Genomic DNA, 15608 nt, shown 5'->3' on the forward strand with positions numbered 1-15608 from the left:
TTTCTACAACAAAAATACGTTTCTAAATCAAAGTTTGATTAGAATGGTTGGGGAAAAAACAATCTAAGATATCCCCTTTTTTAAATTTTGATTTACCAGCTGGTAACAAAGACCAAATATTTGATTTAACAAAAGATTTAACTCTAAAAGACTCTTGTCCTTGTAAAATTTCAACTTCTATTTTTCCATTTTTAGTTGTGGTTAGTTTACTTTTTGCAAATCTTGTAAAATTCTGTTTTTTAGAAAAACTATTTTTTAAAGTTGCTCTGATAGGCTGTTCTTCACCTAATCCCAAGATGTTTTCCATAAAAGGAATAACAAAAAATCTAAAGCAAGCAGATGATGACATGGGATTACCTGGAAGTCCAAAGATTGCTTTTTGTTTTCCTTTAATTTTAGCAAATAAAATTGGTTTTCCCGGTCGGATTGCTACGCTTTTAAAATAATTGGATAATTTAAAAGTCTTAACAACACTTGGAATATAGTCATATTTTCCAGCAGATACAGCTCCTGAAGTTATCAAAATATCAGTATCGCTATTTATAAGTTTTTTAATTTGTGATTTATAAATATTTTGATGGTTGTCTCTGAGTATTCCGCCATTTTTAAAATTAAATAAAAAGTTTTCTTTAAGGTTTTTGATGTAATGACTATTAGAGTTTCTAACTTTCCAATTTGGGATATTGTCTTGATCTGTAATTTCGTTTCCTGTTGAAAAAAATAAAATATTAATCTTTTTTTTTACTTTAATTTTTTTAATTGCTAAAGTTTTAAAAGCTAAAATATGATTTGGTTGAATAATTGTATTTTTTTTGACAACGATCTCACCTTTTTTAAAGTCTGAACCTGCAAATCTCACATGATTAAACTTTTTAATCTTTTGATTAACTAAAATGTATTTTTTTTTACTATTGTTTGGATAAAAATTAATCTGTTCTATTGGAATAATTGTATCAAAACCTTTAGGAATTATTCCACCTGTCATTATTTCAACAGCATCATATTTTTTAATTTTTTTATTTAATGATTTTGTTCCTGCTGCAATAGATCCAATTATTTTAAACTGTTTTGGTGAATTTTTCTTAATTTCACTGGTATCTCTTGAGTTAACTGCGTATCCATCAAATGCAGCATTATCTCCTGCTGGATAATTTATCTTTGAATAAATATTATCTGATATCACTCTATTAAGAGAGTTTTCACTTAATATTGTTTCTTCTTTAATTTTAATTTTTGCTTTTTTTAAAATTTTCCTAGATTGATCGTAACTAATCATTTTTTAATAATTCTTTAGCTTGCTCTAAATCTTCTTTTGTATTGATATTAAAGAAAGGATCTTGATTTGGAAACTCCATATTAATTGTTTTAACTCCAATACTATTAGCCCACAATTTGACTTTGCGCGCTCCTTTTTCTAGGTCTTTTTCTAATTGATCTAATAAACTCATGGACCACAAGCCAAAGATATTATGCCTAGTATTATTTGATTTTATAAAAAACAAGCGACTTTCATTTTCATCAATTTGTTTAATAAATTCCTCTAAAATTTCTTTTTTAAAAAAAGGAGTATCTACTGGAAAAGTTGCAATCCATTTATAATTTTTATTATGATCTTTGACCCATTTCATTGCTGAAAGAACTCCACCTAGAGGACCAAGATCTTTTTTAATGTCTCCAATTAAAGAAATTTTATCTGAATTGATAAATTTAATTGAATTATTAGATACAATTAATACTTCCTTAAATTGATCAATTATTTCTTCCAAGATGTAATCAATTAATATTTTATCAGCTAACAATATCTGAGATTTATCTTCGCCAAACCTTTGTGACTTCCCGCCTGCTAGCACTGTTGCTAAAATATTGTTATGTTCCATTAATAAAATATAAAACATTCAAAGTTGAATTAAAGAAATTAAATGGATTTAAGAATTTTAGAAATCGCGTCTCACACAGAAAATAATAAAGTTTTAGAAAACTTTACTCACAAATCAAAAAACAAAAATCCAATTTGTGGAGATGAAATGGAAATAGCCTTAATTGTCAAAGATGATGTAGTAAAAGATATGGGTTATCAGTGTAAATCTTGTATTTATTGCCAAGCCTCTGTCAGCTTATTATCTAGAAAAATTAAGGATAAAAACTTAAAAGAAATAAAAGATTTTGTTACAGCTAGTGAAAAATTGTTTGAAGATGTTAAAGTTAGTCTAGAGAAACACTGGAAAGATTTTAAAGAAATTTTAGACAAAAAAAATCTTTCAAGGAAAGAATGTTTGCTTTTACCTTTAAGAACTATTGTAAAAGCATTAAAAATTTAAATGATCAAAATCACAAAACCATTATTACAAAAAGCATTAATTGCAGGTTTTTTTTCAACAATCACAATAGGTGTGCTTACAGTTTTAACTTATAAAAGTACACTTGGATATTTTATTGCAGCATCATTTGGCTCATCCATGGTTTTATTATTTGGTTTTCCCGAAAGTCCTTTTGCTCAACCGAAAAATGTTTTCTTTGGACATTTATTAACTGCATTAGTAGGTGTAATGTTTGTAAATTTTATTCCACTTCCAATTTATATAAGTATTGCATTTGCAGTAGGTATTGGAGTGTTCTTAATGATTTTATTAAATGTTGTTCATCCTCCGGCAGGAGGTAATCCAATTATTGTAATTATTGGAAGTGCTTCTTATGATTATTTAATTAATCCAATTATTTTTGGATGCATCATAATTTTGTTATTGGCCATCATAATCAATAAATATTTATTACAAAAAAACTATCCTCTAAAATAATTTATGAACTCAAAATATAAAGTTTTAAAATTTTCATCTAATAATTTTAAAAATGTTGAAGATTTAATTTCAATTGAAGAACCACTAGAAATTTCTTTAAAATACAAAGAGGAAAATAAATGGGTTGAACAAACTTTGTCTATTACTATGAGAACACCTGGTAATGATGAAGATCTTGTAAGAGGATTTTTATTTAATGAACAAATTGTAAAAAGTATAAATGATATTGATAGTATTGAAAGTTATGGGGATAAAGTAGGTCAATATAAAATTCAAAATAAAATATTAGCTACTCTTAATAATTCTGAAAATGTAAATATATCAAAAATTAAGCGAGATTTTTTAACTAATTCTTCTTGTGGTGTTTGCGGTAAATCTTCATTGGACGCACTTGAAATAATTAAAGTAAACAAAACAAATGCTTCTGAACCTAAAATTTCAAAAGATGTAATTATCCAATCACCTGATATTTTAAGAGAAGGTCAGTCTGAATTCAGCAAAACTGGAGGTATCCACGCAAGTGGTCTATTTAATAGTGAAGGAAAATTAATAGCTCTCAGAGAGGATGTTGGAAGACATAACGCTTTAGACAAACTTATTGGATCTGCTTTGGAAAAACAGCAATTTGATCCAAAAGATCAATTTATTACCTGTTCTGGGAGACTAAATTTTGAGCTAGTTCAGAAGGTTTTGATGACTGATATTGGCATTATGATCGGAGTTGGTGCGCCAACAAGTCTTGCTATCGATTTAGCTAATAAGTTTGACATTACCCTCATAGGTTTCGTAAAGAGGGACAGTTTTAATATTTACACAAATAACAAAAAAGTTAAGGTGGAATAATTAAAAAAGGGAAATTGTGTCAAAAAACATAAGTAATTTATCTGGAAGAATAGGCTTAAAAGACAACTTATTTAAGCAAATTTCAGAAAATACTTTAAGTGAAAACCCTCAAGATATTAAAGAAATTGCAAAAAAACATAACCTTGGAGTTTCAACACTTCACGGCGCTGAGTCTTTTTATGAATTTTTAAGACCTTCACATAGAGAAAAAAAAGCTTTCGTATGTAACGGTAGTGCATGCATGTGTGCAGGTACTCAAGACAAACTAAAAGATAAATTAAAAGAAAAACTAGGTGACGACAAAGTTGGAGAGATGTTTTGCCTAGGTCATTGTTATGAAAATCATGCATTTCACTATGATGGTGAAAATTATGCTGGAAAAGATATTGAAAAGATTGATCAAATTTTAAAAGGTGAAGAAATAGAACAAGATAAATTTTTCTCTAAAAGTTATGCGACAACAAGTTTTTTGATGGATGATAAATTATCATCAACAGATCAATTCAAAGATCAGTTAAGCAAATTTTTAAAAACAGATAAGAAGGATATTGTAAAATCATTATTAGACTCAAACCTTACAGGAAGAGGTGGAGCAGGTTTTCCAACAGGAATGAAATGGGATTTCTGCAGTAAAGCCAAAGGAGATAAAAAATATGTTATCTGTAATGCAGATGAAGGTGACTCAGGAGCTTTTTCAGACAGATATCTGTTAGAAGATCAACCACTAAAAGTTATTTTTGGAATGGTAATGTGTGGATTTGTAATTGGAAGTGATGAAGGAGTTTTATACATCAGAGGTGAGTATCCAAAATCAATCGAAGCAATCAATGGATGTATTAATGAACTTAAAAAATTAAATCTATTAGGTGAAAATATTTTAGGAACAGATTTTTCTTTTGATCTTGGAATTTGCATTGGTCAAGGTGCATATATTTGTGGAGAAGAAACAGCTTTGATAGCTTCTATTGAAGGAAGAAGAGCTGAAGTAGATGTAAGACCTCCCTTTCCAGTTACTGAAGGATTATATAAAAAACCAACAGTGGTTAACAATGTTGAAACTTTAGCAGCTGCAACTGGAATTTTATTAAATGGATCAGAAAAATTTTCTTCAGTTGGAAATAAAAAATCAGCTGGAACAAAATTAGTTTGCTTAGATAGTTTCTTTAATAATCCAGGTGTTTATGAAATTGATATGGGAACACCAATGAAAAAAATATTTAATGAAATTGGTGGTGGATACAAAGAACCTGTCAAAGCTTTTCAAATAGGTGGTCCTTTAGGTGGGGTTGTTCCTTTAAGTGAAATAGAAAATTTAAATTTAGATTTTCAAGAGTTTACTGCAAAAGGTTTTATGTTAGGTCACGCAAGTGTAGTTAGTATCCCAAAAGATTTTCCAATGGCTGAATACATTCATCATCTGTTTGAGTTTTCTGCAGAAGAATCTTGTGGAAAATGTTTTCCTGGAAGACTTGGATCTTACAGAGGAAAAGAAATGTTTGACCAAGCTAAGAAGAAAACAGCTAAAATTCCATTAAAATTACTAGAAGAGTTGTTGGTTACTATGCAAAAAGGCTGCTTATGTGCTTTATGTGGAGCGATCCCAACACCTATTCAGAACATCCTAAAATACTTTGGTGATGAAATGAAAAATGATATGGTGAAAGATAATTAATGAGCTCAGAGAAAAGAAAAATTGCTTATATTGATGGAAAACCTTATGAAATAGGTCCTAACCATACATCTATTTTAAAATTTGTTAAAAGCTATGTTGGTGAAAAAAAGGTGCCAACTTTATGTGATGACCCTAACTTAGCGCCCTATGGAGCTTGTAGAGTTTGTTCGGTTGAAGTTGCGTTAGAAAAGGACGGGCCAACTAGAGTAGTTGCATCTTGTCATACGCCAGTTGCTGAAAACCAACACATATTTACCTCAAACGAAGCACTAACAAGTCTTAGAAAAAATATTGTTGAGTTAGTTTTAACTGACCACCCTATGGAGTGTGATACTTGTGAAGTAAACAATAACTGTGAACTTCAAACAGTTGCAAATGACTTAGGCGTTGCTGATCATAGATACAATAGTCCTAAGCAACATAAAGGAATTCCAAGAGATACTTCTCATGACTACATGAGAATGAATTTAGATAACTGTATTAACTGTGGAAGATGTGTCAGAGCATGTGATGAAATTCAAGGATCATTTGTTTTAACAATGAGTGGAAGAGGATTTGAATCTAGAATTACAACAGACAACGATATGATGTTTGGAGATAGTTCTTGTGTGTCATGTGGAGCTTGTGCTCATACATGTCCAACGGATGCAATTTCAGACGTATTCCAATCTAAGTCTGCAGCAGTAGACAAAAAAGTTAGAACAACTTGTTCGTATTGTGGTGTTGGTTGCAACTTAGAAGCATCTATCAAAGATGATAAAGTAATTGCAATAGATACTCCTAAGCAAACTGAAGTAAATGCTGGTCATACATGTATCAAAGGAAGGTATGCATTTAGTTTTTATGATCACCCGGACAGACTTAAAACTCCATTAATAAAAAGAAATGGAAAGTTTGAAGAAGCTAGTTGGGATGAAGCATATGATTTTATCAAAAAAGAAATGAATAGAATTACAAAAGAAAATGGACCAGATGCTTTTGCTGGAATTTCTTCTGCAAGATGTACAAACGAAGAAAACTATGTTTTCCAAAAAATGATTAGGGCTGCTGTTGGAACTAACAGTGTAGATTGTTGTGCAAGAATTTGTCACTCACCTACTGCTTGGGGTATGCAGCAAACATTTGGGACAGGCGCTGCAACTAACTCAACAGAAGACATTTATCATGCAGATTTATTTTTAGTTATTGGTGCAAACCCAACTAATGCTCACCCAGTAACTGGAGCAAAAATTAAACAGCAAGTGATGAAGGGTAAAAAATTAATTGTCCTTGATCCAGTGACAACTGAATTAGCTAAACTTGCAGATTATCATATCAAACTTAGACCTGGAACTAACGTTGCAGTTCTAAATATGATGTTACACTTTATTATTAAATCAAAACTTTATAATGCAGACTTTGTCAGAGATCGAACAGAAGGCTTTGATAATTTTTTAAAGGAAATTGAAAGACAAGATGTTGATCAATTAGCAAAAGTTGCTGGCGTTGATAAACAATTGGTTAAAGAAGCAGCAATTGCCTATGCAACAGCAAGAAATTCAATGGAATTCCATGGATTAGGAGTTACTGAACATGAACAAGGTTCAAAAACTGTGATGTTAATTGCTGATTTAGCAATGATTACAGGAAATATTGGAAGAAAAGGAGTTGGTGTAAATCCCCTTAGAGGTCAAAACAATGTTCAAGGGGCTGCAGACATGGGTTGTCAACCACATCAAGGAGCAGGTTACTTTCCAGTCGATAAAGAAGAAAACCAAAAATTTTATACTGAAAAATATGGTGTAACTCACCCTTCTAAAGCTGGTTTAAAAATACCTCAAATGTTTGAGGCTGCAATTAATAAAGAACTAAAAGGCTTATGGATTATTGGTGAAGACATTGTTCAAACAGATCCCAATAGTGCCCACGTTGTTGAAGCAATGAATTCATTAGAACTATTAGTTGTTCAAGAAATATTTATGAGTGAAACTGCAAAACTTGCTACTGTAGTTTTACCTGGAACTACTTTCTTAGAAAAAGACGGAACATTTACAAATACTGAGAGAAGAATTCAAAGAGTTAATAGAGCAGTTCCTCCATTGCCAGGTACAAAGCCTGATGGATTGATTGTAACTGAGATGATGCAAAAATTAGGTTTTGATCAGCCATCCTATGATGCTGATCAGGTTTTAGAAGAAATTGCCGATATTGTTCCTTTCTTCAAAGGAGTAACAAGAGAGAGACTTGGAAAATTTGGATTACAATGGCCAGTTAAAGAAGATGGAACAGATACAAAAATTTTACATACTGAAGAATTTAAACTTGGTAAAGGTAGATTGAAAAACTTTGATTGGAAAGAATCTAGCGAGATAGAGGCTAATCAAAAAGATTATCCATTAATTTTAACAACTAGTAGAGTTTTACAGCACTACAATGCAGCAACAATGACAAGAAGAACAAAAAATATAAACATTGTTAATGAGGATGTTTTATTAATTCATCCAAATGATGCAGCTCATAGAGATTTAAATACGGGTGATATTGGAAGATTATATTCTGGAAGAGGAGAAGTTGCTTTAAAAGTTGAAGTAACAGATAAAGTTAAAGAAGGAATTGTATTTACAACATTCCACTTCCCAGAACACATGGTTAATATGGTAACTGGTCATGGAAAAGATGAAGAAACTATGTGTGCAGAATACAAAGTTTCATCAGTTGAGGTTCAAAAAATTTCTAATCAATTTAAAACAGAAGTTAAACCAAAAGAACATCAAGCTGAAGTAAGTTAATTAAAATGACCATCGGTTGGCATTTTGATAATTCATATTCAAAACTATCAAAAACATTTAAAGAAGACATCAAGCCTACTCCAGTTCATGAGCCTGAGCTTATTATTTTAAATGAAGAACTTGCTAAAAATTTAAATTTAAATTTTTCAGGAATAGATAAAAAAAAATTAGCTGAAATATTTTCAGGAAATATTTTGCCTGATGGAACTAATTCAATTGCACAAGCATACGCTGGTCATCAATTTGGTCATTTCACTATGCTTGGAGATGGAAGAGCAGTTCTATTGGGAGAGCATTTAGTTAATAAAAATAAGCGTTTTGATATACAATTTAAAGGTTCAGGAAGAACCTCTTTTTCTAGAGGTGGTGATGGAAGAGCAGCTTTAGGTCCAATGCTAAGAGAATATATAATTAGTGAAGCTATTAACGCTTTAAATATTCCAACAACAAGAAGTCTTGCGGTTGTTAAAACTGGAGAAAAAGTTGTCAGAGAAAATTTGTTAAATGGAGCAATTTTAACAAGAGTTGCATCCAGTCATATTCGAGTTGGTACTTTTCAATATATTGCAGCTACTCAAAATCTAGAGGATCTTAATACATTAGTTGATTACACAATTGATAGACACTATCTAGAAATTAAATCATCTAAAAACAAAGGTTTAGATTTATTAAGCCTTGTAATGGAAAGACAATGTCAGTTAGTGATCAATTGGATGAGAGTTGGATTTATTCATGGGGTGATGAACACTGATAATATGGCTATTTCTGGCGAAACAATTGATTACGGACCATGTGCTTTCATGGATCAATACGATCCAAAAACTGTATTTAGCTCTATAGATAAATTTGGAAGATATGCTTTTTCAAATCAACCACCAATTACTAAATGGAATTTAGCAAGATTTGCAGAATGTCTGATACCACTTATTGATAAAGATGAAGGTACAGCAGTTAAAATTGCAACAGAGTTAGTTGATAACTTTCAAAATATTTATGAAGAAAAATGGTTAAATATGATGAGAGATAAACTTGGTTTATTTGGTGAAGATAAAAACGATCTAACATTAATTAACAAACTTTTAGATTGGATGAAAAATAATAATGCAGATTACACAAACACCTTCTGTTATTTAATGGGTGTTGAGTTTGATGATGAGATCTACAAAAATGAGGAATTTAAAAGTTGGATTAATGAATGGGAAAAAAGAGTAAAACTGAATAATTCATCTGATGCATATTTAGAACTTATGAAAAAAAATAATCCTGTAGTTATACCAAGAAATCAAAAAGTAGAAGAGGCTCTAGCTGATGCAGACAAAGGCAATCTAGAAACAATGAATAAACTTTTAAAAGTTTTAGGCAATCCTTATTCTGATCAAGAAAATATTATTGAATTTCAAAAACCTGCACCAATTGGAAATGAAAAGTATCAAACTTTTTGTGGAACCTAATTTATAATACGTATGGCTCAGGCCTTGCACTTTTTCCCAATACTCTTTCAACTGAAAAATCACTAATATCAATTGTCTGATACGAGCCGGTAGTAATCAATTCTGTTAATGCTCGTCCAATACCTGGGGCTTGCATTAATCCTCTTCCTGTAAAACCAGTAGCCATATAAACATTATCGTACTTAGGATGCTTTCCAACAACAGCATTATTATCTAATCTGTTGCAATCGTAATAACCTGCCCATCCTCCAGTTAATTTTAATTCTTCAAAAGCTGGTATTCTTTTTGCTAGAGCTGGCCAAACTAATTCTTCAAAATCATTCCATGCTGGCTCTAAATCTTCTGCATCAAACACTGACAATGGTGATCCTGCTAAATACTCTCCACCCTCAGGTCTCCAATATACACCAGTAGTTAAGTCACCACTTAAAGGCATTTCTTTTATATAAGTTGGACATTTTACTCTGAACACTGTGTGTTTTTGAGGCTCAACAGGAATGTCTTCTAGTAATTCTTTAGTCCAACATCCAGCTGCTGAAACAATTGTTTTAGCATTTATCTCTGAAAGACTTTTAACCTCTCCTTTTATAAATTCTGCTCCAAGTTCTATTGCCTTACTTTTAAGTGCGCTATGAAACATAAAAGGATCAATCCAACCTTCACTTTGATTGTCTGTGTAAGTGGCAGTCTCAACACCTTCATCATTTATATATGGAAATACTTTTGATAACTCTGAGCCTTTAATATTTTTTGTGCCTGCATCACACTCTTTATGATTTTCTAAAGCTTTATATTGTTCTTCAGCATGTTCAGGACCAAACATCAAGAGGTAACCATTGGTCACCATACTTGCTGTTGGATTAGGGTTTTTTTCGGTTTTCAATAATTCTGGTATTTGAAAAATAAATTCTCTTGCAAATTTACCTAGTAAGATATTTTCTTTTTGAAAAAATTGTCTTCTAAAGCCTCCTAAAGATAAAGGAAATGAAGCTGTTTTGTAAGTTGGATCTCTTTCTATGACTTTTACTTTTCTTCCTTCTTTTGAAAGAAAATAAGCAGTTGCTGCTCCAATTATTCCACCACCAACTACAACAACATCATCCATAATTAATTTAATATTATTAAGCTTGTATTTAAAATTAGAGCAAAGCAACACCAAAGTAAATATGGAATCATTAAATACGAACTTATCATTGTGACGCGTCTATATCTTACGATTAGATTGATAATGAATGCAATTAGCACGACTAATACTAACAAAGCTAAAAGCATTTTATGAAATACAAAGAAAACTATACTCCAAGTTGCATTGAAAACTAAATGAATAAAATAAATGTAAACTGTATTCATCTCTTTATTTTTGGAATGCCAATACATCCAAATAGAAATTGTCATCAATAAATATAAAATTGTCCATACTGGACCAAACACCCAGTCTGGTGGATTAAAGACAGGTTTATTTAATAAAGAATACCAAGGCTCCTTGAAAGTAATTGTAGCTAATCCTCCAATTAATGAAGCTGAAAATGTGATGATAAGAAATAATATAAATGTTACAATTTTATTTTTTAACATAATGTTTATACATAACAAAAAATGAGCAAAAAAACTATTTGGATAACTGGTGGCAGCACAGGAATAGGCAAAGCTTTAGCAATTAAATTTGCAAACAAAGGTTGGAATGTTGCTGTATCTGCAAGAAGAGTTGAACTTTTGGATGAGCTTTCAAAAAATTATGAAAATATTTCATCATTCCCATTAGATGTTACTGACAAAGCAAAATGTATAGAAGTTTTTAATCAGATCAAAACTAAGTTTGAAAATATTGATATATGTTTTTTTTCAACTGGTACATGGAATCCAAAAAAAGAAAAAGAAATCGATGTTGAACAAATAGAAGATGTTTTTAAAGTAAATTTTTTTGGAACAGTAAACTCTATTAAAGCAGTGGAGCAATATTACAGAGAAAGAAAAAATGGTATAATTACTATAGTTTCATCCATTGCTGGTTATAGAGGATTGCCTAATTCAACCGGTTATGGACCTTCAAAATCTGCACTAAATAATTTAGCAGAAAGTTTATATTTTGATTTCCAAAGATATAACGTCCGAGTTTGTTTGGTTTCCCCTGGTTTTATTAAAACACCAATGACAGATAAAAATGATTTTAAAATGCCATTTTTGAAAACACCTGAATTTGCGGCTGATCAAATTTATGATGGATTAATTAATAAAAATGTTTTTGAGGTACATTTCCCAAAAGCACTTACTTTAACTTTAAAGTTGTTTAGTTTTCTTCCAAGTAAACTTTATTTTAAATTAGTGGGGAAGATGACTAAGCATCAAAAAAAATAATCAATCTTTAACAAATACAACTGTTAGCTCTGCTACTTTAAATCCAAATTTTGTCATTGTAGCTCTATTGATTGCAACTCTTTCATCCTGTTTAAAGATCCAGTCATCAAAAGTAATTTTTAATTCTTTGCCTTTAACTGGAACTAACAAAACATACTCAAACTTAAATGCAGGTCCATAAGAATATCCAATTGCTTTTCCAACAACGTCACCTGCTGTACCTTCGTAATTATGCTCATCTATTTTGGTAATTGTCCATTCACGATCTTGAACTTCACCATCGTCCCAATTAAATTTTTCTTTTAAAATTAACTGTTTGCCATCCCAGGTTCCATCTAAATCAGCTGAGAATTGTCTTGTAACTTTTCCTGATCTATTTTGTAAGACACCCCAGGCTTTAACGTTTCCTGTTAGGTATTCTTCAATAATCAATCTAGGTTCTTTATTTTTAAAATCTTCTGGTTTCATTGCACTATTATTTGAACAACTTGTAATTAAGAATGCCAAAATTATCAACGAAATTGATTTAATTATTTTCATATTATTGTTGTTATTTATTCTGCATTGAAAATTGAATCAAATCAATATTTTTAGATTTAAATCCAGCTTCACAATAAGATAGGTAAAATTCCCACATTCTTTTAAATGTCAAATCAAATCCTTGATTTTTAATTTGGTCCCACTTTCTTAAAAACTCTTTTCTCCATATAGCCAAGGTTTCTGCATAGTGATCTGCATATGAGATGTATGAATTAATTGTTAAGCCATTATCTGAAACATATCTATTAATACTATTTTTATTGGGAAGAAATCCTCCTGGAAAAATATATTTTTGAATAAAATCTTGTTTATTTTTGTATCTATCAAATAAGCTATCATCAATTGTTATTGCTTGAATTGCAGCCTTTCCCCCATTCGATAAATTATGCTTAATAGTTTTAAAATAACTCTCTAAATAATTTTGCCCGACTGCTTCAATCATTTCAATTGAAGCGATTGAATTATATTTTCCTTGAAGATCTCGGTAATCTTTAATCTCAATATTTACTTTTTCATTCAATCCACATTTATGAATTCTCTCTTTTGCGTATTCGAATTGTTTTTTTGAAATAGTAATACAATCTAATTTGACATCATATTTCTTACCTAAATATTCTGCAAAACCGCCCCAACCACAACCAATTTCTAAAACTTTATCTCCAGAACTAGGTTTGATTAGATCAATTAATTTTTGGTATTTATTATTTTGTGCAACACTTAAATTTTTTGAACTATCATCAAAGATTGCACTTGAGTAAGTTAAAGTATCATCTAGCCACAATGAAAAGAAATCATTTCCAAGATCATAATGTTTTGCAATATTTTCCTTACTTCGACTTTTTGTATTTTTGATTATTTTATTTTTAATAAAATTAATTACAGGTAGATCAAGCAAACCTGAGAATTTATATATCACTTGAATATTTCTAGCTGTTAACTCAATTAGATCTGAAAGATTATCTGTTTCAAATTCACCTCTCATATAACTTTCAGCAAAACCAATGCTTCCACCCCTGATTAAATTATAATTAAAATTTGGATTTTTTATTTTAATATTTGCCTTTAAAGATTGATCAGGATTACCAAACTTTAATATCTCATCTTCATAGGTGGTAATCTCAAGGTAACCGTTTTTAATTTTACCTAAAAATTTAAAAACTAATTTATCTGCAGCACTATTTAATAACATTAATTTTCAACCGTTAAATTGTTTCTTATTTTTATTCTTTTTTTAATAATTTTAATTCCTTTCATCCATAATTTAAAGGCCTCAAAATGTATTGCTGATATTATTTTTATAGTCATCAGAGGGTGCTTTAAATATGATTTTAATAATTGACTACTATTTAAGTTTGTTCTTTTTCCATCCTGAGATGCAAATAAAATTTTTCCATCTTGATCATATTGATCAATGATTACAGAAAGTTTTTCATCAGGGTTAAGAATTCTAAAGAAATACTTGCAATTCATTTCTATAAAAGGTGAAACATGAAATTTTTTAGAACAATTATTCTGAATTAATTTATTTTCACTATCTACCCTAAATACATAAGTATGTTGTTCATCAAATGTATTTTTCACCTCATATAATATAGATACTAATTTATCATTTTGGTTATAAACAAAAAAAATACTTAAAGGATTGAACACATAGCCAAAAATCCTTGGATAACAGAGAAGCTTAATTTTTATATTTGTAGTTTCTATTTTATTTTGTTCTAAATTTTTCCTTACCCAATCTTCAAGAGATGATCCATCACGTTCACCGTGATCTTTTTCATGAAAACTAATTAAATTAAATTTATTCAATGAAAAGAAGCTTATATCCTGATCTATTTTTCTTAACTCAGATAAATCAATTAAAAGTGAGAAAACGCTATATTTAAAATAATGCTCTTTAGGTTTAAAACGTTTATGGATTACTTTTCCGATGTATATACATGAGTTAGTCATTTAGGTATTTTAGCATTTCAATAGATGATTTTATTCCATCTTCATGAAAACCGTAACCAAAATAACTCCCACAAAAAAGTAAATCTTTTTTATTTTGCAAACTAGACAGTTCTGATTGGGCATCTAGTGCTTGTTGATCATAATAAGGATGAGTAAATTTAACTATTTTAAGTATTTTGCTCTCATCAATTTCAAAATAAGGATTAAGAGTTAAAAAAATATCCTGATCACATTTAAGGTTTTGCAACAAATTTAACCAATAAGTAATAGAGTTTTTTTCTAAATCTTTGTCATTGATTGATGAATTCCATGAAGACCATGCCTTTTTATTTTTTGGCATTACTCTTTTGTCTGTATGAATATATGCAATATTTTCTTTATAACTAAAATTAGATAAAATTTTTGTCTCTTCATTAGTAGGATTATCGATCAACTTTAAAGCTTCATCAGCGTGTGCTGCTATTACAACTTTGTCATAATCAAAAAATTCACTTTCACCTCCATAATATAAATCTAACCCTTTTGACTTTCTTATAATTTTTTTAATTTTATAATTTTTAAAGTATTCACCACTTATTTTTGAAATAACTTTATTTACATAAGTTCTACTTCTATTGGTTACGGTATACCACTGAGGTCTATTTTTTAGTTTAAAGAGCCCATGATTTTGAAAAAATTTTAAAAAGAATGTTATCGGCATTTTACTTGCTTCATAAGGTGGCATAGACCAGATTGCAGATACCATTGGGATGATATGGTAATCAATAAAGGTTTTTGAAAGTTTGTTGTTTTTTAAATATTCACCTAAAGTTAATTTTTGATCTGTAACATTTATTTGATCACTGTTTTTATAAAATTTAATAATATCAAAAAACATTTTTAAAAAATTAGGATTAAACAAATTAGATCTATTGGAAAAAATTCCATTCAAACCTTTTCCACAATATTCGAAGTTTGTATTTTCTACTGATACTGAAAATGACATGTCACTTTTTTCAATCTGAACATCGTTTTCTTTAAAGAAATTAATTAAATTTGGATAGGTTTGAAAATTAAATACAATAAAACCAATATCTACAGATACTTTCTTTTCATCAAAAATTAAATCTATTGTATGAGAGTGACCACCAAAATGATCTTCTTTCTCAAAAAGATCTACATGATGTTTTTTTGATAAATAATATGCAGCACTTAAGCCTGATATCCCAGAACCAACTACGGCAATTTTCAT

Annotated in this window: 15 protein-coding genes; 7 read left to right on the forward strand and 8 right to left on the reverse strand. The window is 29.8% G+C overall.

All coding sequences use genetic code 11. From position 1 onward, the window contains the following. Positions 1-22 precede the first annotated feature (22 nt). Together ACTTBN_RS07340 and mobA are read right to left on the reverse strand one after the other, a co-directional pair. Positions 23-1276: a molybdopterin molybdotransferase MoeA gene (locus ACTTBN_RS07340; protein WP_440681780.1), complete on the reverse strand. Its 1254-nt coding sequence runs from the start codon at positions 1274-1276 to the stop codon at positions 23-25. Continuing rightward, positions 1269-1877 (reverse strand): molybdenum cofactor guanylyltransferase, encoded by a 609-nt coding sequence (gene mobA, locus ACTTBN_RS07345; protein ID WP_440681781.1) that lies wholly within the window; start codon positions 1875-1877, stop codon positions 1269-1271. Before mobA ends, ACTTBN_RS07340 begins: the two co-directional genes overlap by 8 nt. Before the next feature lie 42 nt (positions 1878-1919). Between mobA and ACTTBN_RS07350 the strand changes: the two genes are divergently transcribed. The 6 genes from ACTTBN_RS07350 to ACTTBN_RS07375 are packed head-to-tail and all read left to right on the forward strand — an operon-like array spanning position 1920 to position 9529. After that, positions 1920-2318: an iron-sulfur cluster assembly scaffold protein gene (locus ACTTBN_RS07350; protein ID WP_440681782.1), complete on the forward strand. Its 399-nt coding sequence runs from the start codon at positions 1920-1922 to the stop codon at positions 2316-2318. Continuing rightward, a complete protein-coding gene (locus ACTTBN_RS07355) occupies positions 2319-2795 on the forward strand; it encodes an HPP family protein (RefSeq protein ID WP_440681783.1) in 477 nt (158 codons plus the stop codon). Positions 2796-2798: 3 nt separating this feature from the next. Further along, positions 2799-3638, forward strand: a complete 840-nt coding sequence (fdhD, locus tag ACTTBN_RS07360; RefSeq protein ID WP_440681784.1) for a formate dehydrogenase accessory sulfurtransferase FdhD — start codon at positions 2799-2801, stop codon at positions 3636-3638. 16 nt (positions 3639-3654) lie between these two features. Then, entirely contained in the window at positions 3655-5310 is a 1656-nt protein-coding gene (locus ACTTBN_RS07365; RefSeq protein ID WP_440681785.1) for an NADH-ubiquinone oxidoreductase-F iron-sulfur binding region domain-containing protein, read from the forward strand. Continuing rightward, positions 5310-8078, forward strand: coding sequence for a formate dehydrogenase subunit alpha (fdhF, locus tag ACTTBN_RS07370; RefSeq protein WP_440681787.1), 2769 nt, complete (start codon positions 5310-5312; stop codon positions 8076-8078). Before ACTTBN_RS07365 ends, fdhF begins: the two co-directional genes overlap by 1 nt. A gap of 5 nt (positions 8079-8083) precedes the next feature. Further along, on the forward strand, positions 8084-9529 hold the full coding sequence (locus ACTTBN_RS07375; protein WP_440681788.1) for a protein adenylyltransferase SelO: 1446 nt from the start codon (positions 8084-8086) through the stop codon (positions 9527-9529). A gap of 1 nt (position 9530) precedes the next feature. On the opposite strand, the gene ACTTBN_RS07380 is transcribed toward ACTTBN_RS07375, so the two are convergent. Next, positions 9531-10634: an NAD(P)/FAD-dependent oxidoreductase gene (locus tag ACTTBN_RS07380; protein WP_440681789.1), complete on the reverse strand. Its 1104-nt coding sequence runs from the start codon at positions 10632-10634 to the stop codon at positions 9531-9533. Positions 10635-10636: 2 nt separating this feature from the next. Beyond that, the gene (locus ACTTBN_RS07385; RefSeq protein WP_440681791.1) at positions 10637-11104 is read right to left on the reverse strand and encodes a TspO/MBR family protein; all 468 of its coding nucleotides are present in this window, start codon (positions 11102-11104) and stop codon (positions 10637-10639) included. Between the two features lie 21 nt (positions 11105-11125). On the opposite strand from ACTTBN_RS07385, the gene ACTTBN_RS07390 reads away from it, so the two are divergent. Further along, entirely contained in the window at positions 11126-11884 is a 759-nt protein-coding gene (locus tag ACTTBN_RS07390) for an SDR family NAD(P)-dependent oxidoreductase (RefSeq protein WP_440681792.1), read from the forward strand. Here ACTTBN_RS07390 and ACTTBN_RS07395 read toward each other — a convergent pair whose 3' ends face one another. Genes ACTTBN_RS07395 through ACTTBN_RS07410 form a run of 4 tightly spaced genes read right to left on the reverse strand, consistent with a single transcriptional unit; the run spans position 11885 to position 15608 of the window. Next, positions 11885-12424 carry a DUF3833 domain-containing protein gene (locus ACTTBN_RS07395; RefSeq protein WP_440613940.1) on the reverse strand — a complete coding sequence of 180 codons (540 nt, stop codon included), beginning with the start codon at positions 12422-12424 and terminating at the stop codon, positions 11885-11887. Between the two features lie 10 nt (positions 12425-12434). Next, the gene (locus tag ACTTBN_RS07400; RefSeq protein ID WP_440681793.1) at positions 12435-13613 is read right to left on the reverse strand and encodes a class I SAM-dependent methyltransferase; all 1179 of its coding nucleotides are present in this window, start codon (positions 13611-13613) and stop codon (positions 12435-12437) included. Continuing rightward, positions 13613-14377, reverse strand: coding sequence for a DUF1365 domain-containing protein (locus ACTTBN_RS07405; protein WP_440681794.1), 765 nt, complete (start codon positions 14375-14377; stop codon positions 13613-13615). The genes ACTTBN_RS07400 and ACTTBN_RS07405 overlap by 1 nt, the downstream gene beginning before the upstream one ends. Continuing rightward, positions 14370-15608, reverse strand: a complete 1239-nt coding sequence (locus tag ACTTBN_RS07410; protein ID WP_440681795.1) for an NAD(P)/FAD-dependent oxidoreductase — start codon at positions 15606-15608, stop codon at positions 14370-14372. Before ACTTBN_RS07410 ends, ACTTBN_RS07405 begins: the two co-directional genes overlap by 8 nt.

Origin of the sequence: Candidatus Pelagibacter sp. HIMB1623, assembly GCF_052047695.1 — a bacterium.
In the GTDB taxonomy this organism is placed as follows: Bacteria; Pseudomonadota; Alphaproteobacteria; order Pelagibacterales; family Pelagibacteraceae; genus Pelagibacter.

Coding starts and splice junctions, on each gene's coding strand:
- ACTTBN_RS07385 (WP_440681791.1), bottom strand. CDS start 11,104: ATGTTAAAAAATAAAATTGTAACATTTATATTATTTCTTATCATCACA.
- ACTTBN_RS07380 (WP_440681789.1), bottom strand. CDS start 10,634: ATGGATGATGTTGTTGTAGTTGGTGGTGGAATAATTGGAGCAGCAACT.
- ACTTBN_RS07405 (WP_440681794.1), bottom strand. CDS start 14,377: ATGACTAACTCATGTATATACATCGGAAAAGTAATCCATAAACGTTTT.
- fdhF (WP_440681787.1), top strand. CDS start 5,310: ATGAGCTCAGAGAAAAGAAAAATTGCTTATATTGATGGAAAACCTTAT.
- ACTTBN_RS07390 (WP_440681792.1), top strand. CDS start 11,126: ATGAGCAAAAAAACTATTTGGATAACTGGTGGCAGCACAGGAATAGGC.
- ACTTBN_RS07375 (WP_440681788.1), top strand. CDS start 8,084: ATGACCATCGGTTGGCATTTTGATAATTCATATTCAAAACTATCAAAA.
- mobA (WP_440681781.1), bottom strand. CDS start 1,877: ATGGAACATAACAATATTTTAGCAACAGTGCTAGCAGGCGGGAAGTCA.
- ACTTBN_RS07395 (WP_440613940.1), bottom strand. CDS start 12,424: ATGAAAATAATTAAATCAATTTCGTTGATAATTTTGGCATTCTTAATT.
- ACTTBN_RS07355 (WP_440681783.1), top strand. CDS start 2,319: ATGATCAAAATCACAAAACCATTATTACAAAAAGCATTAATTGCAGGT.
- fdhD (WP_440681784.1), top strand. CDS start 2,799: ATGAACTCAAAATATAAAGTTTTAAAATTTTCATCTAATAATTTTAAA.
- ACTTBN_RS07340 (WP_440681780.1), bottom strand. CDS start 1,276: ATGATTAGTTACGATCAATCTAGGAAAATTTTAAAAAAAGCAAAAATT.
- ACTTBN_RS07410 (WP_440681795.1), bottom strand. CDS start 15,608: ATGAAAATTGCCGTAGTTGGTTCTGGGATATCAGGCTTAAGTGCTGCA.
- ACTTBN_RS07350 (WP_440681782.1), top strand. CDS start 1,920: ATGGATTTAAGAATTTTAGAAATCGCGTCTCACACAGAAAATAATAAA.
- ACTTBN_RS07400 (WP_440681793.1), bottom strand. CDS start 13,613: ATGTTATTAAATAGTGCTGCAGATAAATTAGTTTTTAAATTTTTAGGT.